The sequence below is a fragment of the Streptomyces sp. NPDC048521 genome (genome assembly GCF_043199855.1).
Lineage (GTDB): Bacteria > Actinomycetota > Actinomycetes > Streptomycetales > Streptomycetaceae > Streptomyces.
Window position 1 is genome coordinate 335,834 of record NZ_JBICWR010000006.1, and the last position, 24,418, is coordinate 360,251.

Genomic DNA, 24,418 nt, shown 5'->3' on the forward strand with positions numbered 1-24,418 from the left:
CCCGCCCGCCGTGCGGGCCCGGCGACCGAGCGCCCGGCCCCACGAGGACCGTGAGGCGCCGGCGCGGACCGGGAGGGCGATGGGGGCGCGTCCGCGCTCACCCGAACAGCCCCGGACCGTGCCCGCATAATGTGCTGAGACATCCGATGTCTGGGCGACAGGGAGGCCGGTCATGGCAGTCACCGACGAGGCGATCGAGAAGATCAAGGACATGATCGTCTCCGGTGCGCTGCGGCCCGGTGACCGGCTGCCGAAGGAGAGTGAGCTGGCAGCCGAGCTGGGTCTGTCCCGCAACTCCCTGCGGGAGGCCGTACGGGCGCTGTCGCTGATCCGGATCCTGGACGTGCGCCAGGGCGACGGCACGTACGTGACCAGCCTCGATCCACAACTGCTGCTGGAGGCGATGAGCTTCGTCGTGGACTTCCACCGTGACGACACGGTGCTGGAGTTCCTGGCGGTGCGCCGCATCCTGGAGCCGGCCGCGACCGCGCTGGCGGCCCCACGGATCGAGGAGCGGCAACTGGACGCGCTGTCGGCCCAGTTGGACGCGCTCGGCACCGATCCCTCGGTGGAGGAACTGGTCGCCGCCGACCTGGAGTTCCACCGGGGCATCGTGCGCAGTTCCGGCAACGCGGTGCTGTGCTCGCTGCTGGACGGCCTGTCGGGGCCCACGACGCGGGCCCGGATCTGGCGCGGGCTCACCCAGGAGGACGCGGTCGGCCGGACCCTGCGCGAGCACCGGGCGATCCTGGGCGCGCTGCGCGACCGGGACGCGGAGGCGGCGCGGTCCTGGGCGACGGTGCACATCGCGAGCGTGGAGCAGTGGCTGCGCAGCACCCTGTGAAGGGTCTGTGCCGAGCGGTGGGGGCTCCCGCCTGACCGGGGGTGTTCCACGGTGGCGAACGGGGCAGTGATCCGTTCACTGCCCCGCGCAAGGGGGCTGCGGGCGCCCCCGCCGGACGCCGTAAGGTTGGTGGGTCAAGCGAGGGCACGTCGGAAGGAGGCACTGGGTGATCGAGCTGGAGGGGGTTCCCGAGCTGATCGACCCAGTCATGGTGGCCGCGTTCGAGGGCTGGAACGATGCCGGCGACGCCGCCTCCACGGCGGTGGCGCATCTGGAACGCGAGTTCAAGGGCGAAGTGTTCGCGGCGCTGGACGCCGAGGACTACTACGACTTCCAGGTGAACCGCCCCACGGTGTTCATGGACGGCGGTGTGCGCAAGATCACTTGGCCGACGACCCGGCTGTCGGTGGTCCGCGTCGGCGGCGAGAAGCCACGCGACCTGGTGCTGGTCCGCGGGATCGAACCGTCCATGCGCTGGCGCTCGTTCTGCAACGAGCTGCTCGGCTTCGCGCACGAGTTGGGGGTGGAGCTGGTGGTCATCCTGGGCGCTCTGCTCGGTGACACCCCGCACACGCGTCCGGTGCCGGTCAGCGGGGTCACGTCCGACCCGGACCTGGCCCAGCGCATGGACCTGGAGGAGACCAAGTACGAGGGCCCGACGGGCATCGTCGGCGTCCTGCAGGAGGCGTGCGCACACGCCGGTGTCCCGGCCGTGTCGCTGTGGGCGGCCGTCCCGCACTACGTCTCCCAGCCGCCCAACCCGAAGGCCACCCTGGCCCTGCTCAACCGCCTGGAGGACCTGCTGGACCTGCGCATCCCGCAGGGCGAGCTGCCCGAGGACGCGCGCGCCTGGCAGGTGGGCGTGGACCAGCTGGCCGCCGAGGACAGCGAGGTCGCCGAGTACGTCCAGACGCTGGAGGAGGCCCGGGACACCGCCGAGCTGCCGGAGGCCTCGGGCGAGGCGATCGCCCGCGAGTTCGAGCGGTATCTGCGGCGCCGGGACGTGGGCCCTCCGGGCGGCAAACAGAAGCCTCCGGCCGCCGGGGGTGGGTCCAAGGAGGAGGACGACGACAGCTCCGAGGACTGAAGCCCGGAGGCTGCGGGTACGGAGAAGGGGCGGTTCCCCAGGTCGGGAAGCGCCCCTTCTGTGTGGGCGACGCATCACGGGGTGCCCCGGTGGCGCGTCGAGCGTGTGCGGGTGCGCTGTGGTTTCTCGCGCCGTTCCCGGCGCCCCTTCAGGGGCGCTCCCGCTCGGGGTGCTTAGAGGGCAACCCCCAGCAGTGCGTCCACCGCCCGGGTCACCAGGCCCGGTGCGCCGGTGTCCGTGCCGCCTTCTGCTTCCTGCCGGGCCGCCCAGCGGTCCACCGCGGTGAGTGCCGTGGGGGCGTCCAGGTCGTTCGCGAGGGCCTCGCGGATCTCTTCCACGAGGGCGTCGGCGGACGGGCCGTCGGGGCGGGAGACGGCCGAGCGCCAGCGGCCGAGGCGGTCGGTGGCGTCCTGGAGGACCTGGTCGGTCCACTCCCAGTCGGAGCGGTAGTGGTGGGCCAGCAGGGACAGCCGGATGGCGGCGGGGTCGACGCCGTCGCGGCGCAGCCGCGAGACGAAGACCAGGTTGCCCTTGGACTTGGACATCTTCTCGCCGTCCAGGGCGACCATGCCGGCGTGGACGTACGCCTTGGCCATGGGGAACTCGCCGGTGAGCACCTGGGCGTGCGAGGCGCCCATCTCATGGTGCGGGAACGCCAGGTCGGAGCCGCCGCCCTGGACGTCGAAGCCCATGCCGAGGTGGTCGAGGGCGATGGCCACGCACTCGATGTGCCAGCCGGGCCGGCCGAGGCCGAGGGTGCCGCCGTCCCAGCTGGGCTCGCCCTCGCGGGCCGCCATCCACAGCATCGGGTCGAGCGGGTTCTTCTTGCCCGGGCGGTCCGGGTCGCCGCCGCGCTCGGCGGACAGCAGCCGCATGACGGCCGCGTCGAGGTTCGAGACCTGGCCGAAGTGCGGGTCGGACTCGACGGAGAAGTAGACGTCGCCCTCCAGCTCGTAGGCGGCGCCGAGTTCACGCAGCCGTTCGACGAGCGGGACGATGCCGGGTATCGCCTCGACGGCGCCTATGTAGTGCTGGGGCGGGAGCATCCGCAGGGCGGTCATGTCCTCGCGGAAGAGGGCCGTCTCCTTCTCGGCGAGGGCGACCCAGTCGACGCCGTCCCGGTCCGCGCGTTCCAGCAGCGGATCGTCGACGTCGGTGACGTTCTGGACGTAGTGGACCTGCCGCTTGGTGTCGAGCCACACGCGCTGAACGAGGTCGAACGCGTTGTAGGTCGCCGCGTGACCCATGTGGGTCGCGTCGTACGGCGTGATGCCGCAGACGTAGATACGGGCGACAGGACCGGGGTCGAGGGTGACGAGGCCGCCGGTCGCGGTGTCGTGGATCCTCAGGTCGCGGCCCTGACCAGGCAGGGCGGGGACCTCGGAAGCGGGCCAGGCATGCATGTACATGAGCCTAACCGGCGGCCGACCGCGTATACGAACGGGATCGGGCCGGATGGCCGGTCGGGCGGTCTTGAACCTCGGGCCGATCTGTGCTTGCGCCGGACGGTGCCCTCACACCGGTGGCCAGGGGATGGCCGGCCACTCCCCGCTCGGCTCCGGGTGCCGGCCGGCGGTGAGCAGCGCGTCGACACGCGCGCGCGTGGCGTCGATCTCGGCCGCCGTGATGAGCGGGGCCAGCCGCTCGCCCAGTTGTCCGCCCAGGGCCTCCCGCAGCTGCTCGAGGACGCCGACGGCCTGCGCGGGGAGCGGTTCGCCGGCCCATCCCCACAGCAGCGTACGCAGCTTGTTCTCCACGTTGAAGGTGACGCCGTGGTCGATGCCGTAGAGCCGGCCGTCGGCGGTGGGCAGCAGGTGGCCGCCCTTGCGGTCGGCGTTGTTGATCACCGCGTCGAGGACGGCGAGCCGGCGCAGCCGCTCGTCGTCGGCGTGCACGAGCAGCGCGGTACGGTCCGCACCGACCTCGGCGAAGCCGATCGCCTTCCAGCCCGGCTCCGGCTCCTCGCCGTCGACCAGGGCGAGCAGCTCCGCCTCGGGGCTCACGTCGATCCAGAGCTGGCACATGCCCTCTCCGTACGGCCCGTCGCGCAGCACGGTCGGCGGCACGAGCCCCCAGCCGGTGGCCTCGGAGACCTCGTAGGCGGCCACCTCGCGGCCGGCCAGCGTGCCGTCGGGGAAGTCCCACAGCGGGCGCTCCCCGGCCACCGGCTTGTACACACAGGTGGCTTCCCGGCCGTCGAGAGCGACCGTGCAGAACAGCGCGGCGTTGGACGCCTCGCGGATGCGGCCGCGGACGGTCAGCTCACCCCGCGCGAGCAGCTCGGCGGGGTCCGCGTCGGCGGCCGTCACGCTCCGCGGCGGTATCCGTTCTGGCGCGGACATACGTGTCCTTCCGGATCGAGCGGGAGGCTGCACAGCGGGCACGGCGGCCGCCCGGCGTTGACGACGTCGAGGGCGCGCTTGGCGAAGGCCCGGGCCTGCGCGCCGGTCAGCCGGACCCGCAGCATCGGGGGCCCGTTCTCCTCGTCCTGGAGGAGCCGCTCCTCGGCCTCGGCGAGGTCCTCCTCGGTGTCGGCGTCCAGCTCGACGAGGGCCTGCGCCTCGACGATCATGCGCTGGTCCTCACCGTCCCAGGCGAGGGCCATGGTGCCGACGCGGAACTCCTCCTCGATGGGGGTCTCCAGCGGGGCCGTGTCGGCGATCTCCGAGGGCGCCACGGCGGGGACGGCCGCGCTGCCGCCACTACGTCGTACGACCTCGTCGAGCAGTTCGTCCATGCGCTCGGCGAGCGCGGCGACCTGGGTCTTCTCCAGGACCACACTGGTCACCCGGGGGCCTGCGGCGGCCTGGAGGAAGAAGGTACGGCGCCCGGGCAGTCCGACCGTGCCGGCCACGAAGCGGTCCGGCTGGTCGTAGAGGAACACCTGACGGGACACGTCCTGTCTCCATTGGATTCGAGAGTTTCAGCGGTGCGGGCCATGCGAATACGACGACTGTGTGGATCGCTTCACCCTACTGCGGCCGACGATCACGGTGCGCCCGCACCACCCCCGACCGGTGCGTCGCCCTCGCCGCGGTCCTCGCGCGGGGCGAGCGAGGCGAGATCCCCGGTGTCGCCGAGCCGGACGAGAAACGGCCTCAGGCGGGTGTAGCGGATCACGGTGATGGAACACGGTTCCACGGAGATCCGCTGGAACAGGTCGAGATGGAGACCGAGGGCATCGGCGACGAGGGACTTGATGATGTCACCGTGGGAGCACATGAGGTAGACGGCGTCGGCGCCGTGATCGCGCTCCACGCGCGCGTTCCACTCGCGTACGGCCTCGGCGGCGCGGGTCTGCATGGCCCGCATGGACTCCCCACCCGGGAAGGCGGCGGCCGACGGGTGGGCCTGCACGACCTCCATCAGCGGCTCGTCCTTCAGCTCGGCGAGCTTGCGGCCGGTCCAGTCGCCGTAATGGCACTCCCCGATCCGTTCTTCGGTGTGGGCGCGCAGTTCCGGGCGGGCTTGCAGCAGCGGCCGTACGGTCTCCTGGCAGCGGTCGAGGGGGCTGACGACCGCCTCGGCGATCGGCAGGCCCGCGAGCCGGCCGGGCAGCGCGGCGGCCTGCGCGGCACCGCGCTCGTCCAGGGTGACGCCTGGCGTCCAGCCGGCGAGCACGCCCGAGGTGTTGGCGGTGGAACGTCCGTGCCTTACGAGGATCAGCGTGGGCATGCGGCAAGGGTAGGTGTTCGCCGCCGTGCGGCGGTGGCGGGGGCGAAGGGAGAATGCGCTGCGTGATCGTGGACTGCGCCATATACCGACATGGGCACCGTACCGAGGGCCCGGAGGACCTGTCCGACGCGCTCGACGAGGCGCGGGCGGCGGGCGGCTTCGTGTGGATCGGCCTGCACGAGCCGTCCGAGCGGGAGTTCGAGCTGGTCACCCAGGAGTTCGGGCTGCACCCGCTGGCCGTCGAGGACGCGCTCAAGGCACATCAGCGGCCCAAGCTGGAGGTGTACGACGACTCGCTGTTCCTGGTGCTCAAGCCGGTCGTGTACGAGCCCGAGAGCGACACCGTCTCGACCGGGGAGATCATGATCTTCATCGGGGACTGCTTCGTCGTGACCGTCCGCCACGGGGCGGGCTCGCCGCTCGCCGCCGTACGGCGCCGGCTGGAGGAGGAGCCCGAGATGCTGGACAAGGGCCCCACCGCGGTGCTGTACGCGGTCTCCGACGCCGTCGTCGACCACTATCTGGAGGTGGCGACGGAGCTGCAGACCGATCTGGAGGAGCTGGAGGCGGAGGTGTTCCAGCCGGAGACCGGCGGCTCGCGCAACACCGCGTCCCGGATCTACACCTTCAAACGGCAGGTGCTGACCTTCCGCCGGGCCAGCGGGCCGCTGACCGTGCCGATGACCCGGCTGGCCGGCACCGGGCAGTTCGGCGGCGAGGTGCCGTTCGTGCACGACAAGGCGCGGCCTTTCTTCCGGGACGTGAACGACCACCTGATGCGCGTGAACGAATCCGTGGACGGCCTGGACCGGCTGGTGTCGGACATCCTGTCGGCCCACCTGGCGCAGATGAGCGTGCGGCAGAACGACGACATGCGGAAGATCTCCGCGTGGGCGGCGATGGCCGCGGTCCCCACGATGATCGCGGGCATCTACGGCATGAACTTCGACCACATGCCCGAACTGCACTGGTTGTGGTCGTACCCGGCGGTGATCCTCGTGATGGCCGTTCTCGAGGTGCTGCTGTACCGCCTGTTCAAACGGCGCGGCTGGCTGTGAGGCGCCTCAGGCGTACTCGGGGGCCGTCGCGGGCCTGCCCAGGGCGTTGCGGCGCCCGGGCATGCTGAGGGTGACCATGCGGCGCCAGCCGGCGAGGCGTTCGTAGGCGTACACGGCGTGGATGACGGCCGCGAGCAGCACGGACCTGGCCTTCGGCCAGCCGAGGATGCGGCCCATGCGGGCCATCACGGCGAGGCTGACGTCCCGGTGGACGCGGATCTCGGCGAGGGCGCACGCGCGCAGGGTGCGCTGGATCAGCCGGCCGTGCCCGGCGGCGGCGAAGCGCAGCAGTTCCTCGTGCGTGTAGGCGAGGTGGTTGTCCTCGTCGTTCGAGACCATGCGGACGGCCCTGCCGATCTCCGGGTGCCCGGCGAAGTGCTTGAGGAGCAGTTCCATCTGCTCGGAGGCGCGCTGTTCGGTGACCCGGCTGTGCGCGAGGTAGACGATGATGTCCCGCTCGGTGAGCGGTGCGTCCTGCTTGAGCCTGGCGTGGGCGAGGCCGATGCCGTGCCGTTCGAGGAGCATCGTGTAGTCGGTCTCGGGCGGGACGGGGACGGGGGTGAGCCCGCGCTTCCTCAGCAGGGCGTCGAAGATACGGCCGTGCTTGTCCTCGTCGGCGCCGTGGCGGGCGATCTTCGGGGCCAGCCCCCGTTGGCTCTGCGGTACGAGCGCGGCGATCCGTCCGTTCTCCCAGCCGCCCTGGGACTCCCCGCCGGCGGCGATGGAGCAGAAGAGCCGGAAGGACTCGTCGTTGTCGAGGATCTCCTGGAACAGACTCTTGGCCGACAGCATGGCAGACACCTCTCTGCAGGATCCCGCAAAGAACGAGTCAAATGCGGACAGAGGGGAGCTGCAACAGGGATGTGGGCCGACTCGGCCGAAGGAAGGACCGTGTGGGTCGTAACCGCACGGCGGCGGGCGCGTTGTTCCCCGTGACGGCCGTGGCGGGGAAGACCCCCGAGCCCCCACCACGGCCGCTGACATCCCTAGGCGAGGCCCGCGCGCTCCAGTGCCTCGCTGCCGGCCCGCAGGGAGGCGATCCGCTCGTCGAGCGTGAAGCCGGCGGGGGCGAGGCTGAGGGTGGTGACCCCGGCGGCGGCATAGGTCTTCATCCGGTCGGCGATGCGCTCGACGGAGCCCAGCAGCGTGGTCTTGTCGATGAGGTCCTGCGGGATCGCGGCCGCGGCGCCCTGCTTGTCCCCGGACAGGTACTTCTGCTGGATCTCGGCGGCCTCCTTCTCGTACCCCATGCGCTGCGCGAGCTGGTTGTAGAAGTTCTGCTTGGCACTGCCCATGCCGCCGACGTACAGCGCGGTGTAGGGGCGGAAGGTGTCCGCGAGGCGGGCCACGTCCTTGTCGTCGCCGAGGGCGATCGGCAGGGTCGGGCACACGTCGAAGCCCTCGAGGGTCCTGCCCGCCTTCTCCCGGCCCGCGCGCAGGTACTTCAGCGTGGTGTCCTCGAGGTGCTCGGCGGCGGGGAAGATCAACAGCGCGCCGTCGGCGATCTCACCGGTCTGCTCCAGGTTCTTGGGGCCGATCGCGGCGATGTACAGCGGGATGTGCTCGCGCTGCGGGTGCACGGTCAGCTTGATCGGCTTGCCCGGGCCGCCCGGCAGCGGCAGCGTCCAGTGCTCGCCCTCGTACGTCAACCGCTCCCGGGTCATCGCCCTGCGGACGATCTCCACGTACTCGCGCGTGCGCGCCAGCGGCTTGTCGAACTTGACGCCGTACCAGCCCTCGGAGACCTGCGGGCCGGAGACGCCGAGGCCGAGCCGGAACCGGCCGCCGGAGAGGGAGTCCAGCGTCGCCGCCGTCATCGCGGTCATCGCCGGCTGCCGGGCCGGGATCTGGAAGATGGCCGAGCCGACGTCGATGCGCTCGGTCTGCGCGGCGACCCAGCTGAGCACCGTGGCCGCGTCGGAGCCGTACGCCTCGGCGGCCCAGCACACGGAGTAGCCCAGCCGCTCGGCCTCCTGCGCCACGGCCAGATTGTCCCCGTCCATTCCGGCACCCCAGTAGCCGAGGTTGATCCCGAGCTGCATGGCCGATTCCCCTTACCCGTGAGTAACGTCCCTGTGGCGCAGACCTTAGCGCGGGGGGCCCGGGCCGGGGGCAGGGCGCGGCCGGGTCAGGGGGCAGGATCACACGTCCTGAACAGGGCTGCCCAGTCGTCCGGGGCAGGCCCGAGGAGTTGTCCACAGGCAACCCACCGCACCGGTTCTGGCCAGTAATCTCGCGGTCATGGAGCAGAGGCATCTCGGCCGTACCGGCCTGCGCGTGTCCCGCATCGGACTCGGCACCCTCACCTGGGGACGGGACACCGACGAGCACGACGCCGCGGACATGCTGAAGGCGTTCTGGGAAGCCGGCGGCACCCTCGTCGACACCGCCGACGTGTACGGCGACGGAGAGGCGGAGTACCTGCTCGGACAGCTCATGGAGGGGCTGGTGCCGCGCCGGGAGCTGGTGATCTCCACCAAGGCGGGCAGTGTCCCCGACCCCGATCGCCGCTTCGACGGCTCCCGCGGCCATCTGCTCACCGCGCTCGACGCCTCCCTGGCCCGTCTGGGCACGGACTACGTCGACCTGTGGCACATCCACGCCTACGACCCCCAGACCCCTCTGGAGGAGACGCTCCAGGCCCTCGACCTGGCGGTCAGCAGCGGCCGGGCCCGGTACGCCGGCGTCTCCAACTTCTGCGGCTGGCAGCTCGCCAAGGCGGCCACCTGGCAGCTCGCGGCGCCGGGCACCCGCACCCGGCTGGCCAGCACGCAGATGGAGTACTCGCTGCTCCAGCGGGGCGTGGAGCGCGAGGTGCTGCCCGCCGCGCTCGACCTGGGGGTCGGCCTGCTGCCCTCCTCCCCGCTCGGCCGGGGCGTGCTGACCGGCAAGTACCGGCACACCACTCCCCCGGACTCGCGCGGCGCCTCCGAGCACCTGGCGCCGTTCGTCGAGCCGTATCTGGACGACACGGCGACGCGCATCGTGGACGCGGTGACGACGGCCGCCGACGGGCTCGCGGTCACTCCGCTCCAGGTGGCCCTCGCCTGGGTCCGGGACCGGCCGGGCGTGGCCGCGCCGATCATCGGCGCGCGCAACGCGCAGCAGCTCACGGCGGCGTTGTCAGTGGAGGCCCTTAGTCTTCCTGACGAGATCTGCCGGGCGCTGGACGATGTGTCGGCGCCCGTGCACCGCTATCCCGATCACGACTGGAGCACGCTGTGAGCACGGAGCCGGAGACCACGGAGGAAACCGGGCCGGGGACGCCGGACATCCCGGAGGCCGCGGAGCGGGAAGCCGCGCCCGAGGAGAGCCGTGCGGACGGCGACGGCACGGCGGAGGGCGCCGAGGAGACCGAGGACGCCGAGGACGCCGAGGAGTCCGAGCGGGCCGGGGGCACCGACGGCGACGCCGGGGAGCGGGACGCGGACGGCACGGACGGCGTCGACGGCACCGAGGACGCAGCCGGTACCGAGAGCACGGCCGGCGCAGAGAACGTGGACGGCACGGACGGCACCGAGGACGCAGCAGGCACCCAGAGCACAGCCGGTGCGGCGGACGCCGAAAGCGTCTCGTCCGATGCCGGTGGCGCCGTGGCCGAGTTGTCCGAGGCGGAGGCCGAGCTGGCCGCGCAGCGGCTGGAGCGGGAGCGGATCGAGCGGCGCAAGGCCGAGAGGAAGGGCCCCGTCGAGAGCGGCGCCAAGCTCAGCGGCAAGGCGGCCGACCTGCTCGCCGCGGTACGGGCGGTGGAGAGCGGCGAGAAGCCGGTGGCCACGGTGTTCACCGAACCCGCGCCCGCCCCGCGCCGCCCGGCCCCGGAGCCCGCGCGCCGACCGCAGCCGGTCCCCGCCACCGTCGTGTCCGGCGCGCCCGCCCCGGAGGCCGTGGAGGCCGTGCGCCAGGTGCTGACCGAGGGCGGCGCACCCGACGCGCTGGCCCCGCGGGTGGCCGCGGCGCTGGGCGAGGGCGCGGACAGCGCGCTCAGGGAGGATCCCTGGCGGCTGCTCCGCGTCGCCGGGGTGCGGCCCGAGCAGGCCGACGGCTTCGCGCGGGCGCTGCTCGGCGCCGCCTGCGGCCCGGACGACGAGCGGCGGGGCCGCGCGATGACCGTCTGGCTGCTGGAGCAGGCCGCCGTGGCGGGTCACACCGCCCTGGAACTGCCCGCGCTCGTCACGGCACTGGGCCGGCAGGGCGTACCCGATCCGGACGCGGCGGTGCAGAGCACCCTCGCCGAGGGCGAGGCCCTGGTGTTCCAGGACGCGCTGGACGAGCCCGGAGCCCCGGCACCCCGGGAAGAGGACGCCGAGGACGCCGAGGACGGCGACGTGGAGCGACCGGTCCGCGTCCTCGTCGGCCTGGAGCGGTACGCGCTGGCCGAGGAGAGCCTCGCCGACGGCCTGGCCCGGCTGGTCAACTCGCTGTCCAAGGACGCCGAGCAGGCCTGGGAGACGGTCGCCTCCGCGGTCCTCGGCGGCGCGAGAGAGCTGGTCCGCGCGGTCGCCGGGCACGGCCTGGTGCTGCACACCGGCGGGGAGGCGGCCCGCGCCGAACCGGCAGCGCTGCTCGGTGCGGCCCGCGCCGCGGGGCTGCGGGCCTTCGCCGCCTGCCACACGCCCGACGGCCACCGCCGCCTCGCGGCGCTGCTGGGCGAGGAGACGGCGGAGCGGAGCGTGGGCACGGTCGCCGGTCTGCTGTCCGGCGCCGAGGGCCCCGGCCGGGACACCGACGGCGCGCTGGAACTCGACCTGCTGATCGTCCTGGACGCCCCCCAGCTCGATGTCGAGGGGGCCGCGACGCTGGTGGAATCGCTGCCCGACGGGGCCCGGCTGGTGCTCAGCGGCGATCCCGCGGTGCTGTGGTCGGCCGGACCCGGCCGGGTCTTCGCGGATCTCCTCGCCGCCCGCGCCTGCCCCCAGGTCGTCTCCCGCGTCCCCGACCCCGGTCCGCTCGGTGAGCTGGTCTCGGGTGTCGGCGTCGGCGAGCTGAACCAGGTGGCCGCGCCGGGCAAGGAGATCGTCATCGTCCCCGTGCGGGACGCGGGCGAGGCCGTGCACCGGACGGTGCAGCTGGTCGCGGACTCGGTTCCGCGGGCGATCGGCGTCCCGGCCGAGCAGACCGTGGTGATCACCCCGGGCCACGGCGGCGCCGCGGGCACCCGCGCCCTCAACGCGGCCTTGAAGGAACGCCTCAATCCCGGCCCCGGTCGCTTCGGCGGCTTCGACCCGGGCGACCGGATCGTCTACTCCCCCGCGCCGGGCCGTTCGGTGCCGGGCGCTGTGGTGCGGGCCGACGCCGACGGGCTGCACCTGACGTGCGCGGGCGTTGCCGTCGTCGTACCGCGGGAGGGGGTGGAGGGCCGCGTACGGCACGGCTGGGCGCTGACCGCGCACCAGGCAGTGGGCGTCCGCTGGCCGGCGGCGGTCGTGGTGCTGCCCGGCGACGCCGCGCAGGCCCTCAGCAGGCCCTGGGTGTACACGGCGTTCGGCCGGGCGGAGCGGCATCTGTCCGTGGTCCACGGGGTGGAACAGGCCCTGCCGAAGGCGGTCGCCGAGACCCCGGCCAAGCCCCGCACGACCCGGCTCCAGACGCTGCTGCGCCCCCAGGTGCCGACGGCAGGCTGACGCCGTCCCCTCTGCGGCGCCGCCCCTCCTGTCCCGCCTCGGCGGTCATCGGCCACGGCGGCGGAGTCCGGCGGTGCCGCACCGGCCTCAGACCCCGCGGCACCGCCGGCCGGCGTCACCTCTGGACGTTCTGGACGCCGTCCCCGTCCCCGTCCTCGTCCTCGTCCTCGTCCTCGTCCTCGTCCTCGACGAACTCGAGATCTTCCTCGTCCTCTTCGTCGCCTTCGTCGCCTTCGTCGTCGAACACCGCGCTGACGTCGAACCGGCACACCACCTGCTGCGGATCGATGTGCTCGAACGGCGCCTCCAGCCACTCCCCGGCCTCGGGAGTCTCGTCCGCCGCGGTGACCCAGAGCGTCGAGTCGCCCTCCTCCAGGCCGAACTCCTTGTGCCGGGAGGCGATCTCGTCCGGTTCGAACTCGCCGAAGAGGGTGCCCAGCGCCCCGGGGACCGTACCGGTGGCAGCCTCGTCGCCGCCGCCGACATCCTCGTACTCCGCCGCCTCGACCCGCTGGGCCTGCGCCAGCAGCCGCTGGGGTTCCGCCACCGTGTAGTCGCGGCGGATCAGCACGCTGATCGCGTTCGGTTCCTCGGGCCCCGCGTACGGCGGCAGCGTGTCCTCCGCACCCGGGATCTCGAAGGGCGTGACCTCGTCGTAGCGGTCGTAGAGCAGCTCGTCGTACGCCTCGGCGGCCGCGGCCAGCTGGTTGAACGCCTCGGACACGGCCGGGTCGTCCTCCCCCGACCTGCGTTCGACCGCCGCCAGGTGACGGTCGAGCGCGGTCTTGACCGCCTCGGCGGCGGCGCGTACGTCGGCAGCGGTGGGCTGCGCAGCATCAGACATAGTGCAGACGCTATCCGTACCGGGCACCAGCCCGCACAATAGATGCGATGCCGGAATACGAATTCGTCGACGTGTACGTGCCGCGCGGGGTGTCCCGCAAGGACGCCACACGTCTGCTGACCGACCATGCCGAGTACGGACACTGGGAGTTGGACCGACTGAGCCTGCTGCGCGACGGCAGCCGCAAGGTGCGGTTGCGCCGGCGGATCATCCGCCAGGTGCGTGCCACGTGGTGAGGCAGGACAACTGAACGGAGCGGGCCCCGCCGGCATGGCAGGGCCCGCTCCGTTGTGTCGGGCGGTACGGCGGCCTGCTCGCCAGGGCCGTACCGCCTTCCTGCCGGGCTGGACCGCCTTCGTGACCGCGTCGCCGTTACGCCGCGGCGCGCGCCTTGCGGTAGAGCACCGCGCCCGCGAGCAGCGCCCCCGCGCCGACCGGCAGCGCGAGGCCCAGCGGCACGTCGCTGCCCGTGTGCGCGAGCTGGGCGGTGGCCAGGGACCCGGCCGGACCGCCGCCCTGCGCCGTGACCTGGGACGAGCCGTGGGACGTGTGTCCGCCCTGGGGCGTGTGGCCGCCCTTGGCGGGCGGCCTGCCCGTTCCGGGCTCGCCCGGCTTGCCCGGGTGGTGCGGAGTGCCGGGGTGACCAGGGTATCCCGGATGTCCCGGATGTCCCGGGTGGCCCGGGTGGCCCGGCTTCCCGGGCGGATTGCCGTGTCCGTCGCCCGGCGGCTGGGTGTGGTGACCGCCACCGCCGTTGGCACAGTCGTTGCCCGTGGTGGCGTTCCCGGCGCCGATGACGTTCACGCTGTTGCCGCAGACGTTCACCGGGGCGTCGATCGGCACCTGCACGCTGTTGCCGGAGCCGACGCCCGGCGAGCCGCCGGTGTGGCCGCCCGCGTGCGAGCCGCCGGAGCCGGCGTGGCCGCCCGAGTCGCCGTACCCCCCCGAACCGCGGCCGTGGTCGGCGCATGTGTTGCCCACCGACGGGTTCAGGAGCCCGACGACGTTCACGGTGTTGCCGCAGACGTTCACCGGAACGTGCACCGGCGCCTGCACCGTGTTGCCGGACAGTACGCCGGGTGAGCCGGCGGCGGTGCCGTGCGCGCCCGAGTCGGCATGTGCGTAGCCGCTCGCGGCGGCGATCACACCGGTCGCTGCGGCCATGGTCATCAGGCCCTTGCGGGTGCCCTGTCGCATGCTGAGTTCCCCCCTGCCTTCGATTGCCTTCGTGTTCCCCCGGAACGACCGGTCCGGAAAAGGGACCGGTGCCGGAAAAGACCGGTCGGCCTCGGAGCGCATGGCGCGCGCTCCAAGGCCGACGGCTCGTAAAAGACGCCCCCTCAGGGAGCCGACGTCACTTGTTGACGCAGGTGTTGCCGAAGGCGGGGTTCAGGAGCCCGATCACGTTGACCGTGTTGCCGCAGACGTTCACCGGGACGTGCACGGGCACCTGAATGACATTGCCGGAGACGACGCCCGGGGAGTGCACGGCGGCAGCCTGGCCACCGGAGTCGGCCACGGCCAGGCCCGCTCCCGCGAGAACCAGCCCACCGGTGGCAGCCGCAGCAGCGACGACCTTCTTGATCATTCTTCCTCCTTGTTGGCAATGCGATCCCAAGGTGCGGGGATCACATCACCTGTAACGAGGAGGAACTAATGAAGCTACGAGCCTATCGTCGCATTCACCCTTCTCAGTCGATCTCGCACGGCTGCCCGATTATCTGAGGGCAGGACCTCACGACGCGTCGATGAAGCGGTCGAGCACCCGCACGCCGAACTGCAGCCCGTCCACCGGCACCCGCTCGTCCACGCCGTGGAACATGCCGGCGAAGTCCAGCTCCGGCGGCAGCTTCAGCGGCGCGAAGCCGAAGCCGCGGATGCCGAGGTCGTCGAAGGACTTGGCGTCGGTGCCGCCGGAGAGCATGTACGGAATCGCCTTGGCGGTGGGGTCCTCGGCGAGCAGCGCGGACTGCATGGCTTCCACCAGCGCCCCGTCGAAGCTGGTCTCCAGCGCCTTGTCGGTGTGCACGTCCTCGCGGCGGACGTTCGGCCCGAGCAGCCGGTCGAGGTCGCCGAGGAACTCCTCCTCGTGGCCCGGCAGGAACCGTCCGTCGATGTGCGCGGTGGCCTCGCCGGGGATCACGTTGACCTTGTAACCGGCGTTCAGCTGGGTGGGGTTGGCGGTGTTGCTCAGGGTCGCGCCGATCAGCTTCGCGATGCCGCCGAGCTTGGCGAGGGTGGACTCCATGTCCTCCGGGTCCAGCTCGGTGCCGAGCGCGTCGCCCAGCTCGTCGAGGAAGGCCCGCGTGGTCTTGGTGACCCGCACCGGGAACCTGTGCCGGCCGACCCGGGCGACGGCCTCCGACAGCTCGGTGATGGCGTTGTCGCGGTGGATCATCGACCCGTGCCCTGCGGTGCCGGCCACGGTCAGCTTCATCCAGTGCATGCCCTTCTCGGCCGTCTGGATCAGGTAGAGCCGCCGCTGATCGTTCACGGTGAAGGAGAAGCCGCCCACCTCGCTGATCGCCTCGGTGACGCCGTCGAACAGCTCGCGGTGGTGGTCGACCAGGTAGCGGGCGCCGTACGTGCCGCCCGCCTCCTCGTCGGCGAGGAAGGCGACCACGATGTCGCGCGGAGGCCGGCGCCCGCTGCGCAGCCGGTCGCGCACGACCGCCAGGGTCATGGCGTCCATGTCCTTCATGTCGACGGCCCCGCGCCCCCACACGCACCCGTCGGTGACCTCGCCGGAGAACGGATGGTGGGTCCAGTCGTCGGCGTTGGCCGGTACGACGTCGAGGTGGCCGTGGATCAGCAGGGCGGGCCGGGACGGGTCCTCGCCCTCGATGCGGGCCACCGTGGACGCGCGCCCCGGGTGCGACTCGTAGATCTTCGGCTCCAGCCCGACCTCGGCGAGCTTCTCGGCGACCCACTCGGCGGCCTTGCGCTCACCGGGCCCGGAGTGGTCGCCGTAGTTGCTGGTGTCGAACCGGATCAGCTCGCGGCAGAGGTCCACGACCTCGTCCTCGCCGGTGACGCTCCTGGCCGTGTCCGTCTCGCTCACGCTGCTTCCTCCCGCTGTCACGACTGGTGCGTCCATCCTCTCTCCGCCCCCGCGCAGAGCCCAAGACCGGTCCCGGCCCGTCACACGCCGTTCACGCGCGACGGGCACCGGGACGGGGGTGATCAGCCACCCTCGAAAGCCTGGTAATGTTTCCTTCGTCGTCGCGAGGGAAACCCCGCCGAAGGGATCACTCGCACGACAGACACCTTGTCCGGGTGGCGGAATGGCAGACGCGCTAGCTTGAGGTGCTAGTGCCCTTTATCGGGCGTGGGGGTTCAAGTCCCCCCTCGGACACCAGCGAGGCCCCTGCTCTGCGGGGGCCTTCTTCATGCCCCGGCGATCGTGGCTTCCTAGACTTGAGGGATGGCCCGGCGCAACGAGGAGGTCGAGGCGCTCCTGCGGGAGTACGCCGACCTCGTCGCGATCACGGGAGGCGACGCCTTCAAGGCGCGCGCCTACGAGAAGGCGGCGCGTGCCATCGGCGGCCATCCCGCCGACATCGCGCGGATGGACGCCGACGGGCTCCGGGAGATCCCGAACGTGGGCCGGTCGATCGCCGAGAAGGTGGTCGAGTACCTGCGTACCGGGAAGATGGCGGTGGTCGAGGAGCGCAGGGCCGCGATCCCGGCCGGGGTGCGGGAACTGATCACGATCCCCACCCTGGGGCCCAAGAAGGCGCTGCGGCTCTACGAGGACCTGCACATCTCGTCGGTGAACGAACTGGCCGCGGCCATCGAGGCGGACGCGCTGGCCGATCTTAGGGGCTTCGGCGAGAAGACGCAGGAGAACATCCGGCACGGCATCGAGCTGCTCCGGCGGGCCGGCGCCCGGGTGCCGCTGCCGCCGGCGCTGGACACGGCCGAGGAGATCGTCGCCGCGCTGTCGGGGCTGCCGGGCTGCGGGCGCTGCGCCTACGCCGGCTCCCTGCGTCGTATGCGGGAGACCGTCGGGGATCTCGACGTCCTGGTCGCGGCGAAGCGGTCGGCGCCGTTCATGGAGGCGCTGTGCGAGCTGCCGGCCACCGCCGAGGTCATCGCGCGGGGCACGAAGAAGACGTCGGTGCGCACGGACAGGGGGCTGCAGGTCGACCTGCGGGTGCTGCCGCCGGAGTCGTGGGGCGCCGGGATGCAGTACTTCACCGGTTCCAGGGCGCACAACATCCGCACCCGCACCATCGCGGTGCACCAGGGGCTGAAGCTGTCGGAGTACGGCGTGTTCGACACCGAGAGCGGGGAGGCGGTCGCGTCCCGTACCGAGGAGGAGGTGTACGCCCGGCTGGGGCTGCCGTGGATCCCGCCGACGCTGCGGGAGGACCGCGGGGAGATCGAGGCGGCCCTGCGCGATGAGCTGCCCGAGCTGGTGACCGAGCGGGACGTGCGCGGTGACCTGCACACCCACACCGACCTCACGGACGGACTCGCCCCGCTGGAGGCGATGGTGGAGGCGGCCGCCGAGCGCGGTTACGCGTACTACGCGGTCACCGACCACGCGCCGAATCTGTACATGCAGCGCATGACCGAGGAAAAGATCCTCGCCCAGCGGGAACGGCTGCGGGAGTTGGACGGCGCCCGCCGCCGGATGCGCCTGCTGCACGGCACGGAGCTGAACATCGGCCCGGACGGCGAGGTGGACTGGCCGGAGGAGTTCCTGGCCGGTTTCGATCTGTGCGTGGCCTCGCTGCACTCCCACTTCGACCTGGGCCGCGCCGCGATGACGCGGCGGCTGGTGCGGGCCTGCGAGCACCCGTACGTCAACGTCATCGGGCATCCCACGACCCGGCTGATCGGCAGGCGGCCGGGGGTCGACGCCGACTGGGACGAGGTGTTCGCGGCCTGCGCGCGCACCGGCACCGCGCTGGAGGTCAACGCCCAGCCGGACCGGCTGGACCTGTGCGACGAGGACATCCTGCGCGCCAAGGCGTACGGGGTGAGGTTCGCCGTGAACTCCGACGCGCACTCCGTCCCGCACCTCGCGCAGCTGCGCTACGGCGTCGGCACCGCGCAGCGCGGCTGGCTCACCCGGGACGATGTGATCAACACCTGGCCACTGACCCGGCTGCGCCGGTTCCTGCGCAAGAGCGGACGGTGCTGACGCCCGGCCTCACAGCGGCGCGTCCGCGCGCAGGGGCCGTACCGTGAGCGTGCCGTCGTCCCCGTGCTCGACCCGGGTGCCGAGGGCGCGGGCATGGCGGTCGAGGACGGCGCGCAGCCAGGCGGTGTCCTGGGCCGAGGCGTGCTCCAGGCGCATCCGGCGCGCCTGGAACGGGACCATCCGCAGACCGGTCAGCCGACCGTCGCCGGGCTCGACCGACACCAGGTACAGCAGCCGCAGGTCGTCGCGGTAGCGCTCGTAGCCGCTGATGCCCTCGTAGTCGTCGACGAGGTCGCCGCAGCCGTACAGGACGAGCCTGCCCCGGTACACCTCCGGTGGGCGCGGATGGTGCGAGGAGTGCCCGTGGACGACGTCGGCGCCCGCGTCGACGAGCGCGTGGGCGAAGCGGACCTCGTTGCGGGGGACGGCATAGCCCCAGTTGGGGCCCCAGTGGACGGATGCGACGACGAGGTCGCCGGGCCGGGCGACCTGCCGCAGCCGGTCGGCGAAGTCCGCCGCGGCGGCCGCGGTCGGCGCGGCGACCAGGGCCACACCGGACCGTCGGGCGGTGGCTGCCCAGCTGTGCGGGATCCCGCTGGACGGCATCCCGAAGGAGAAGACCAGGACGCGTCCGTCCGGCCGCAGCGGAACGGTCGCCGGGCGCCAGGCCGCGGCCGCGTCCCGGCCCGCCCCCGCGGTGCGCAGACCGGCCGCCGCGAGCGAGGCCAGTGTCTCCTCGAGGCCGCGCGGGCCGAAGTCGAGCACGTGGTTGTTGGCGAGGACGCAGACGTCGGGGCGGACCGCGGCGAGGCAGGGCAGGTTGGCCGGGTGCATCCGGTAGTGGACGCCCTTGCCGGGCGCGAAGTCGCCGTCCCCGGTGACGGCGGTCTCCAGGTTGACGACCCGCACGTCGGGTGCGGCCCGCTCCAGGACGGGCAGCGCCTCGCCCCAGGGCCAGGAGTGGTCCACGGGCCGGGGTACCGATCCGTTCGCGGCCTCCGCCAGGGCGACGTAGTCCCGGGCGTCGCGGACGTGGTCCTCCCGCAGGGCCGGATCGCCGGGGTGCGGGAGGATCTGGTCGACGCCCCTGCCGAGCATGACGTCACCCGCGAGGAACAGGGTGACGGCGTCCTCGCGCACGGCGGCCTGGCTAGACGTGCGCGGGTGCCATGTGGTCCGTGAACCAGTCGCGGGCCAGTTCGGTCACCCTCTCCAGCGCGCCGGGCTCCTCGAAGAGGTGGGTGGCACGGGGGACCACCTCGAGCCGGTTCTCGCACCGCAGTCGGGCCTGCGCCTCCCGGTTGAGTTCGAGCACCAGCGGGTCGGCGCCGCCGACGACGAGCAGGGTGGGCGCGGTCACCGCGGCCAGCCGTGGTCCGGCGAGATCGGGCCGGCCGCCGCGGGAGACGACCGCGGCGGGCCGCGCGGAGGGGTCGGCGGCGGCCCACAGGGCGGCGGCCGCTCCGGTGCTGGCGCCGAACCAGCCGATGGCGAGCCCCTCGACATCGGGTTCCTCGCGCAGCCAGCGGGTGGCGTCCAGCAGCCGTTCGGCGAGCAGCCCGATGTCGAACACGTTGCCCCGGTCGCTCTCCTCCGCGTCGGTGAGCAGATCGAACAGCAGGGTGCCGAGCCCGGCCCGGTGCAGCCCCTCGGCCACGAACCGGTTGCGCGGGCTGTGCCGGCTGCTGCCGCTGCCGTGGGCGAAGGCCACGACGCCGGTGGCGCCGTCGGGCACGGTGAGATGCCCGCCCAGCCGCACGGCGCCCGCCGTCACCGTCACCTCCCGGTCGGTGGATCCGGCGCCCGCGGTGCGCCGGTGGTGGCTTGCGGCCCGGCGCAGACAGGCGGTGACCTCCTCGTCGCCGACCTGGGCGAAGTCGGCGTAGAACTGGCCGACGGCGGAGAAGGCCCACGGGGTGTGCAGGCAGACCAGTTCGTCGGCGTCCCCGCCCAGTCGGCGGGCGAAGTCCCGCGGGGCCACGGGGACCGCCAGCACGATGCGGGCCGCGCCCCGGGCCCGGGCGATCCGGCAGGCGGCCCGCGCGGTGGAGCCGGTGGCCACTCCGTCGTCCACCACCAGGGCGGTCCGGCCGGCGACGGAGACGGGGGGCGCCTCGCCCCGGTAGCGCGCGGCCCGCTCGTCGAGCACCCGGCGCTCGCGTTCCTCGACCCGTGCGAGGTCGGCGTCCGAGACCCCGGTCCCCCTCAGCACCTCCTGGTTGATCACGCGCACGCCGTCCTCGCCGATGGCCCCCATCCCCAGCTCGGGCTGGTAGGGCACGCCCAGTTTCCGCACCAGGCAGATGTCCAGGGACGCGTCGAGCGCCTCGGCGACCTCGGCGGCGACCGGCACTCCTCCTCGCGGCAGCCCCAGCACCACCACGTCCTGGCCCCGGAGGTACTCCAGGCGGGCGCCGAGCCGACGGCCCGCTTCCGGACGGTTCCTGAAGTGCACGGTGGGGCTCCTTCACTCCCGGGGCAGCCACAGTGGCGACGGGCCCTCCGTCTCGGCGGCTCCGGTCGCCTTCATGTCCCCGTCGGCGGCGCGCAGCAGCATGCGGCCCATGGCGATGAGGGCGCGTCCGGCGGCGAGTTCGTCGCCGATGTCCGGCATCGCGGGGTCGTAGGGGTTGCGGCGGGCCTCCGCGTGGCTCTCCAGAACGTTGTCGCCGGTGTCCAGGACGATCCGGGCCGTGGTGTCCGGGTCGTGCTCGGACAGGTACAGGTTCAGCCGCCACTCCTTGACGGCCGCCGGAGGACGGCTGCTCACCGGTCGGGTCATCGTCCGCCACCTCGCTCCGCGGTAGTGCCGCGAAGGGCCGTCCGTCGTCTGCGGCGCCTTCGTGGCTGGTCGCGCAGTTCCTCGCGCCCCTTCGGGGTGCTGCACTTCTACTGTGCATCCCGGCGGGAACGGACGCCTCCCCTGGTGCGGGCAGAATGTGGGCCATGACCATGCGCCTCTGCCCCTGCGGGCTCCCCCGGCCCTACGACGCCTGCTGCGGCCGTTTCCACACGGGTTCCGCGAGCGCGCCGACCGCCGAGCTGCTCATGCGGTCGCGGTACAGCGCCTTCGTGAAGGGGGACGCGGGGTATCTGCTGCGGACGTGGCATCCCCGGACCCGGCCGGAGCGGCTGGACCTCGACCCCCGGATGAGGTGGACCGGTCTGGAGATCCTGGGCACCACCGACGGGTCCGCCTTCCACACCGCCGGGACGGTGACCTTCCGGGCCTCCTACCGGGGCGGTTCACTGCTCGAGCGGAGCCGGTTCGAGCGGGTGGAGGGGGCGTGGGTGTACGTGGACGGGGACTTTCCCGACGAGCGCGGCTGAAGTCGGCTAGGGCGCCAGGATGTCCAGTTCCTGGAGGGCGCCCACGGTGATCTCCCTGGTGAGTTCCTCCGCGCGGGCCGCGTCGCCCGCGCGGACGGCCTCGGCCACCTGGACGTGCAGGGTGACGGCCGCGGGGTCGGGGTCCTCGAACATGACCTCGTGATGGGTGCGGCCGGCGAGGACCTCCGCGACGACGTCGCCGAGGCGGGCGAACATCTCGTTGCCCGAGGCGGTGAGCACGGCCCGGTGGAAGGCGACGTCGTGGACCAGGTACTCCTCGAGCTTGTGGCCGCGTGAGTTGGCCACCATGCCGAGCGCGCACTCGGTGAGTTCGGCGCACTGCTCCGCGCTGGCGTTCTTCGCGGCGAGGCCCGCCGCGACCGGTTCGATCGCGGACCGCAGCACGGTCAGGGAGCGCAGCTGGTGCGGGCGGTCGGCGCCCGCCAGGCGCCAGCGGATGACCTGGGGGTCGTAGACGTTCCACTCGGCCTTCGGGCGGACGGTCACGCCGACCCGGCGCCGGGACGCGACCAGGTGCATGGACTCGAGCACGCGGACCGCTTCGCGCATCACCGAGCGTGACACCTCGAAGTGCTGGGCGAGTTCGTCCGTGCGGAGAACGCTGCCCGGCGGGTACTCGCCCGCCGTGATCGCGGGGCCGAGGGTGTCCAGTACGCGGCCGTGCAGCCCCCGGCCCGGTGTGCTCATGAACTCAGCGTACGGCCTGGATCACAGCCGCAAAAAGTCAGACTTATATGTCACAGACTCTTGAATTCGTCGTACCTAATGGGTTTCAGTGTGGCGACGCCGATGTGGCGTCGGATGTCGAGGAAGACAGCGAGGCAGTGATGCGTACCCCCCAGGTCGTCGTCGTGATGGGCGTCGCGGGGACGGGCAAGACCACGATCGGTCCCTTGCTCGCCGCGCGGCTGGGCGTTCCGTACGCCGAGGGCGACGACTTCCACCCGAAGGCCAACATCGACAAGATGTCGGCCGGGATCCCGCTCGACGACAGCGACAGGTGGCCCTGGCTCGACGCCATCGGGCACTGGGCGCACGGGCGGGCCGGGCTCGGCGGGGTGGTCAGCAGCTCGGCGCTGAAGCGGTCGTACCGCGACCGGCTCAGGGCCGTCGCTCCCGGAGTCGTGTTCGTGCATCTCACGGGCGACCGGAAGCTGATCGAGGACCGGATGAGGCAGCGGCAGGGGCATTTCATGCCGACCGCGCTGCTGGACTCCCAGTTCGCCACGTTGCAGCCCCTGGAGCCGGACGAGGCGGGGGTCGCCGTCGACGTCAGCGGCAGCCCCCAGGAGATCACCGAACGCGCCGTGCAGGCGCTGGACGCGCTTCCCGTCGCATCCGAGTAGCACCCCACCACCCCCGTCCCCCGTCATCGCAAGGAAACCCCCGTGACCAGACTCAGCGTCGAGATGCTGGCAGCGGACGCGCCTCCGCCGATCACCTCCGCCGGACACGCCCACCTGGGCATCGCCGTCCTGGTGGGCATCGCCGTGATCGTCCTGCTCATCACCAAGTTCAAACTCCATGCCTTCCTGGCCCTGACCATCGGGTCACTGGTGCTCGGGGCGGTCGCCGGAGCGCCGCTCGACAAGGTGATCGTCAGCTTCACCACCGGGCTCGGCGCCACGGTGGCCGGCGTCGGCGTCCTGATCGCGCTCGGGGCGATCCTGGGCAAGCTGCTCGCCGACTCCGGCGGCGCGGACGAGATCGTCGACACGATCCTCGCCAAGGCGGGCGGGCGCGCCATGCCCTGGGCGATGGTGCTGATCGCCTCCGTGATCGGCCTGCCGCTGTTCTTCGAGGTCGGCATCGTGCTGCTGATCCCGGTCGTGCTGATGGTCGCCAAGCGCGGCAACTACTCCCTGATGCGCATCGGCATCCCGGCGCTGGCCGGTCTGTCCGTGATGCACGGCCTGATCCCGCCGCACCCCGGCCCGCTGGTCGCGATCGACGCCGTCAAGGCCAACCTGGGCGTGACGCTGGCGCTCGGCATCCTGGTCGCCATTCCGACGGTGATCATCGCCGGTCCGCTGTTCTCGAAGGTCGCGGCCCGCTGGGTGGACGTCCCGGTACCCGACCGGATGCTGCCGCAGCGCGCCTCCGACACGCTGGAGCGCCGCCCGGGCTTCGGTGCGACGCTCGCCACCATGCTGCTGCCGGTGGTGCTGATGCTGGCCAAGGCGCTGGTGGACATCGTCATCGACGACCCGGCGAACCGGACCCAGCGCGTCTTCGACGTCATCGGCTCCCCGCTCATCGCCCTGCTCGCCGCCGTGCTCGTCGGCTTCTTCACGCTGGGCCGGGCCGCCGGGTTCACCAGGGACCGTCTGCAGCAGACCGTCGAGAAGGGCCTGATGCCCATCGCCGGCATCCTGCTGATCGTCGGCGCCGGCGGTGGGTTCAAGCAGACGCTGATCGACTCCGGTGTGGGCCAGATGATCCTGGACATCTCCAAGGACTGGTCGATCCCGGCACTGCTGCTGGCCTGGCTGATCGCGGTGGCGATCCGGCTGGCGACCGGCTCGGCCACGGTGGCGACGGTGTCGGCGGCCGGTCTGGTGGCGCCGCTCGCGGCCGACATGTCGACCACCCACGCGGCGCTCCTCGTGCTGGCCATCGGCTCGGGTTCGCTCTTCTTCAGCCATGTCAACGACGCCGGTTTCTGGCTGGTGAAGGAGTACTTCGGGCTCACCGTCGGGCAGACCGTCAAGACCTGGTCGGTGATGGAGACGATCATCTCGGTGGTCGCCGGCGGCCTGGTCCTGCTGCTGTCCCTCGTGATCTAG

24 protein-coding genes and 1 tRNA gene are annotated in these 24,418 nt (G+C 72.4%); 11 read left to right on the forward strand and 14 right to left on the reverse strand.

Annotation, left to right across the window (positions count from 1 at the left end):
* Positions 1-172 precede the first annotated feature (172 nt).
* Both ACGFRF_RS17385 and ACGFRF_RS17390 read left to right on the forward strand, forming a co-directional pair.
* A complete protein-coding gene (locus ACGFRF_RS17385) occupies positions 173-844 on the forward strand; it encodes a FadR/GntR family transcriptional regulator (protein WP_393740666.1) in 672 nt (223 codons plus the stop codon).
* Between the two features lie 166 nt (positions 845-1,010).
* Positions 1,011-1,931, forward strand: a complete 921-nt coding sequence (locus ACGFRF_RS17390; RefSeq protein WP_393740668.1) for a PAC2 family protein — start codon at positions 1,011-1,013, stop codon at positions 1,929-1,931.
* 173 nt (positions 1,932-2,104) lie between these two features.
* Here ACGFRF_RS17390 and mshC read toward each other — a convergent pair whose 3' ends face one another.
* The 4 genes from mshC to ACGFRF_RS17410 all read right to left on the reverse strand — a co-directional run bounded on the left by mshC (position 2,105) and on the right by ACGFRF_RS17410 (position 5,606).
* Entirely contained in the window at positions 2,105-3,334 is a 1,230-nt protein-coding gene (mshC, locus tag ACGFRF_RS17395; RefSeq protein ID WP_393740669.1) for a cysteine--1-D-myo-inosityl 2-amino-2-deoxy-alpha-D-glucopyranoside ligase, read from the reverse strand.
* A gap of 111 nt (positions 3,335-3,445) precedes the next feature.
* Entirely contained in the window at positions 3,446-4,273 is an 828-nt protein-coding gene (locus ACGFRF_RS17400) for an SCO1664 family protein (protein WP_393740671.1), read from the reverse strand.
* A complete protein-coding gene (locus ACGFRF_RS17405) occupies positions 4,237-4,827 on the reverse strand; it encodes a DUF3090 domain-containing protein (RefSeq protein WP_393740673.1) in 591 nt (196 codons plus the stop codon). Before ACGFRF_RS17405 ends, ACGFRF_RS17400 begins: the two co-directional genes overlap by 37 nt.
* Positions 4,828-4,919: 92 nt before the next feature.
* Positions 4,920-5,606: a histidine phosphatase family protein gene (locus ACGFRF_RS17410; RefSeq protein WP_393740675.1), complete on the reverse strand. Its 687-nt coding sequence runs from the start codon at positions 5,604-5,606 to the stop codon at positions 4,920-4,922.
* Positions 5,607-5,668: 62 nt separating this feature from the next.
* Here ACGFRF_RS17410 and corA point away from each other — a divergent pair, with 62 nt between their 5' ends.
* Positions 5,669-6,664 (forward strand): magnesium/cobalt transporter CorA, encoded by a 996-nt coding sequence (gene corA, locus ACGFRF_RS17415; RefSeq protein ID WP_393740677.1) that lies wholly within the window; start codon positions 5,669-5,671, stop codon positions 6,662-6,664.
* 6 nt (positions 6,665-6,670) lie between these two features.
* Here corA and ACGFRF_RS17420 read toward each other — a convergent pair whose 3' ends face one another.
* Both ACGFRF_RS17420 and ACGFRF_RS17425 read right to left on the reverse strand, forming a co-directional pair.
* Complete coding sequence (locus ACGFRF_RS17420; RefSeq protein WP_393740679.1) at positions 6,671-7,456, reverse strand: ferritin-like domain-containing protein; 786 nt, start codon at positions 7,454-7,456, stop codon at positions 6,671-6,673.
* Positions 7,457-7,650: 194 nt separating this feature from the next.
* On the reverse strand, positions 7,651-8,706 hold the full coding sequence (locus ACGFRF_RS17425; RefSeq protein ID WP_393740681.1) for an LLM class F420-dependent oxidoreductase: 1,056 nt from the start codon (positions 8,704-8,706) through the stop codon (positions 7,651-7,653).
* A gap of 199 nt (positions 8,707-8,905) precedes the next feature.
* Here ACGFRF_RS17425 and ACGFRF_RS17430 point away from each other — a divergent pair, with 199 nt between their 5' ends.
* Both ACGFRF_RS17430 and ACGFRF_RS17435 read left to right on the forward strand, forming a co-directional pair.
* Positions 8,906-9,889: an aldo/keto reductase gene (locus ACGFRF_RS17430; protein WP_393740683.1), complete on the forward strand. Its 984-nt coding sequence runs from the start codon at positions 8,906-8,908 to the stop codon at positions 9,887-9,889.
* Positions 9,886-12,285 (forward strand): helix-hairpin-helix domain-containing protein, encoded by a 2,400-nt coding sequence (locus tag ACGFRF_RS17435; RefSeq protein WP_393740685.1) that lies wholly within the window; start codon positions 9,886-9,888, stop codon positions 12,283-12,285. Before ACGFRF_RS17430 ends, ACGFRF_RS17435 begins: the two co-directional genes overlap by 4 nt.
* Positions 12,286-12,400: 115 nt before the next feature.
* On the opposite strand, the gene ACGFRF_RS17440 is transcribed toward ACGFRF_RS17435, so the two are convergent.
* Positions 12,401-13,129, reverse strand: coding sequence for a hypothetical protein (locus ACGFRF_RS17440; RefSeq protein WP_393740686.1), 729 nt, complete (start codon positions 13,127-13,129; stop codon positions 12,401-12,403).
* Positions 13,130-13,176: 47 nt separating this feature from the next.
* Between ACGFRF_RS17440 and ACGFRF_RS17445 the strand changes: the two genes are divergently transcribed.
* Positions 13,177-13,365, forward strand: a complete 189-nt coding sequence (locus ACGFRF_RS17445; protein ID WP_030053310.1) for a DUF5703 family protein — start codon at positions 13,177-13,179, stop codon at positions 13,363-13,365.
* Between the two features lie 136 nt (positions 13,366-13,501).
* Here the strand turns inward: ACGFRF_RS17445 and ACGFRF_RS17450 are convergent, their stop codons facing one another.
* The 3 genes from ACGFRF_RS17450 to ACGFRF_RS17460 all read right to left on the reverse strand — a co-directional run bounded on the left by ACGFRF_RS17450 (position 13,502) and on the right by ACGFRF_RS17460 (position 16,190).
* On the reverse strand, positions 13,502-14,326 hold the full coding sequence (locus ACGFRF_RS17450; protein WP_393740688.1) for a chaplin: 825 nt from the start codon (positions 14,324-14,326) through the stop codon (positions 13,502-13,504).
* A gap of 157 nt (positions 14,327-14,483) precedes the next feature.
* Positions 14,484-14,717: a chaplin ChpH gene (chpH, locus tag ACGFRF_RS17455; RefSeq protein WP_393740690.1), complete on the reverse strand. Its 234-nt coding sequence runs from the start codon at positions 14,715-14,717 to the stop codon at positions 14,484-14,486.
* 147 nt (positions 14,718-14,864) lie between these two features.
* The gene (locus ACGFRF_RS17460; protein ID WP_393740692.1) at positions 14,865-16,190 is read right to left on the reverse strand and encodes a M20/M25/M40 family metallo-hydrolase; all 1,326 of its coding nucleotides are present in this window, start codon (positions 16,188-16,190) and stop codon (positions 14,865-14,867) included.
* A 209-nt stretch (positions 16,191-16,399) separates the two neighbouring features.
* Here ACGFRF_RS17460 and ACGFRF_RS17465 point away from each other — a divergent pair.
* Positions 16,400-16,487, forward strand: a tRNA-Leu gene (locus ACGFRF_RS17465).
* A gap of 66 nt (positions 16,488-16,553) precedes the next feature.
* Positions 16,554-18,281 carry a DNA polymerase/3'-5' exonuclease PolX gene (polX, locus tag ACGFRF_RS17470; RefSeq protein WP_393740694.1) on the forward strand — a complete coding sequence of 576 codons (1,728 nt, stop codon included), beginning with the start codon at positions 16,554-16,556 and terminating at the stop codon, positions 18,279-18,281.
* A 9-nt stretch (positions 18,282-18,290) separates the two neighbouring features.
* On the opposite strand, the gene ACGFRF_RS17475 is transcribed toward polX, so the two are convergent.
* The 3 genes from ACGFRF_RS17475 to ACGFRF_RS17485 are packed head-to-tail and all read right to left on the reverse strand — an operon-like array spanning position 18,291 to position 21,063.
* On the reverse strand, positions 18,291-19,421 hold the full coding sequence (locus tag ACGFRF_RS17475) for a CapA family protein (protein ID WP_393740695.1): 1,131 nt from the start codon (positions 19,419-19,421) through the stop codon (positions 18,291-18,293).
* Positions 19,422-19,431: 10 nt separating this feature from the next.
* Positions 19,432-20,736, reverse strand: a complete 1,305-nt coding sequence (locus tag ACGFRF_RS17480; RefSeq protein WP_393740697.1) for a phosphoribosyltransferase family protein — start codon at positions 20,734-20,736, stop codon at positions 19,432-19,434.
* Between the two features lie 12 nt (positions 20,737-20,748).
* Positions 20,749-21,063, reverse strand: coding sequence for a dsRBD fold-containing protein (locus tag ACGFRF_RS17485; RefSeq protein WP_393740698.1), 315 nt, complete (start codon positions 21,061-21,063; stop codon positions 20,749-20,751).
* 164 nt (positions 21,064-21,227) lie between these two features.
* Here ACGFRF_RS17485 and ACGFRF_RS17490 point away from each other — a divergent pair, with 164 nt between their 5' ends.
* Positions 21,228-21,611 (forward strand): YchJ family protein, encoded by a 384-nt coding sequence (locus ACGFRF_RS17490; protein ID WP_393740700.1) that lies wholly within the window; start codon positions 21,228-21,230, stop codon positions 21,609-21,611.
* A gap of 6 nt (positions 21,612-21,617) precedes the next feature.
* On the opposite strand, the gene ACGFRF_RS17495 is transcribed toward ACGFRF_RS17490, so the two are convergent.
* Entirely contained in the window at positions 21,618-22,319 is a 702-nt protein-coding gene (locus ACGFRF_RS17495; RefSeq protein ID WP_393740702.1) for a FadR/GntR family transcriptional regulator, read from the reverse strand.
* Between the two features lie 140 nt (positions 22,320-22,459).
* On the opposite strand from ACGFRF_RS17495, the gene ACGFRF_RS17500 reads away from it, so the two are divergent.
* Positions 22,460-22,978, forward strand: a complete 519-nt coding sequence (locus tag ACGFRF_RS17500) for a gluconokinase (RefSeq protein WP_393740703.1) — start codon at positions 22,460-22,462, stop codon at positions 22,976-22,978.
* A 42-nt stretch (positions 22,979-23,020) separates the two neighbouring features.
* Positions 23,021-24,418: a GntP family permease gene (locus ACGFRF_RS17505; RefSeq protein WP_393740705.1), complete on the forward strand. Its 1,398-nt coding sequence runs from the start codon at positions 23,021-23,023 to the stop codon at positions 24,416-24,418.

Bases quoted from the DNA above. Each gene is read 5' to 3' on its own strand.
- ACGFRF_RS17385 (WP_393740666.1), top strand. From the start codon at position 173: ATGGCAGTCACCGACGAGGCGATCGAGAAGATCAAGGACATGATCGTC.
- mshC (WP_393740669.1), bottom strand. From the start codon at position 3,334: ATGCATGCCTGGCCCGCTTCCGAGGTCCCCGCCCTGCCTGGTCAGGGC.
- ACGFRF_RS17400 (WP_393740671.1), bottom strand. From the start codon at position 4,273: ATGTCCGCGCCAGAACGGATACCGCCGCGGAGCGTGACGGCCGCCGAC.
- ACGFRF_RS17410 (WP_393740675.1), bottom strand. From the start codon at position 5,606: ATGCCCACGCTGATCCTCGTAAGGCACGGACGTTCCACCGCCAACACC.
- ACGFRF_RS17420 (WP_393740679.1), bottom strand. From the start codon at position 7,456: ATGCTGTCGGCCAAGAGTCTGTTCCAGGAGATCCTCGACAACGACGAG.
- ACGFRF_RS17425 (WP_393740681.1), bottom strand. From the start codon at position 8,706: ATGCAGCTCGGGATCAACCTCGGCTACTGGGGTGCCGGAATGGACGGG.
- ACGFRF_RS17430 (WP_393740683.1), top strand. From the start codon at position 8,906: ATGGAGCAGAGGCATCTCGGCCGTACCGGCCTGCGCGTGTCCCGCATC.
- ACGFRF_RS17440 (WP_393740686.1), bottom strand. From the start codon at position 13,129: ATGTCTGATGCTGCGCAGCCCACCGCTGCCGACGTACGCGCCGCCGCC.
- ACGFRF_RS17445 (WP_030053310.1), top strand. From the start codon at position 13,177: ATGCCGGAATACGAATTCGTCGACGTGTACGTGCCGCGCGGGGTGTCC.
- ACGFRF_RS17450 (WP_393740688.1), bottom strand. From the start codon at position 14,326: ATGCGACAGGGCACCCGCAAGGGCCTGATGACCATGGCCGCAGCGACC.
- chpH (WP_393740690.1), bottom strand. From the start codon at position 14,717: ATGATCAAGAAGGTCGTCGCTGCTGCGGCTGCCACCGGTGGGCTGGTT.
- polX (WP_393740694.1), top strand. From the start codon at position 16,554: ATGGCCCGGCGCAACGAGGAGGTCGAGGCGCTCCTGCGGGAGTACGCC.
- ACGFRF_RS17485 (WP_393740698.1), bottom strand. From the start codon at position 21,063: ATGACCCGACCGGTGAGCAGCCGTCCTCCGGCGGCCGTCAAGGAGTGG.
- ACGFRF_RS17490 (WP_393740700.1), top strand. From the start codon at position 21,228: ATGACCATGCGCCTCTGCCCCTGCGGGCTCCCCCGGCCCTACGACGCC.
- ACGFRF_RS17495 (WP_393740702.1), bottom strand. From the start codon at position 22,319: ATGAGCACACCGGGCCGGGGGCTGCACGGCCGCGTACTGGACACCCTC.
- ACGFRF_RS17500 (WP_393740703.1), top strand. From the start codon at position 22,460: ATGCGTACCCCCCAGGTCGTCGTCGTGATGGGCGTCGCGGGGACGGGC.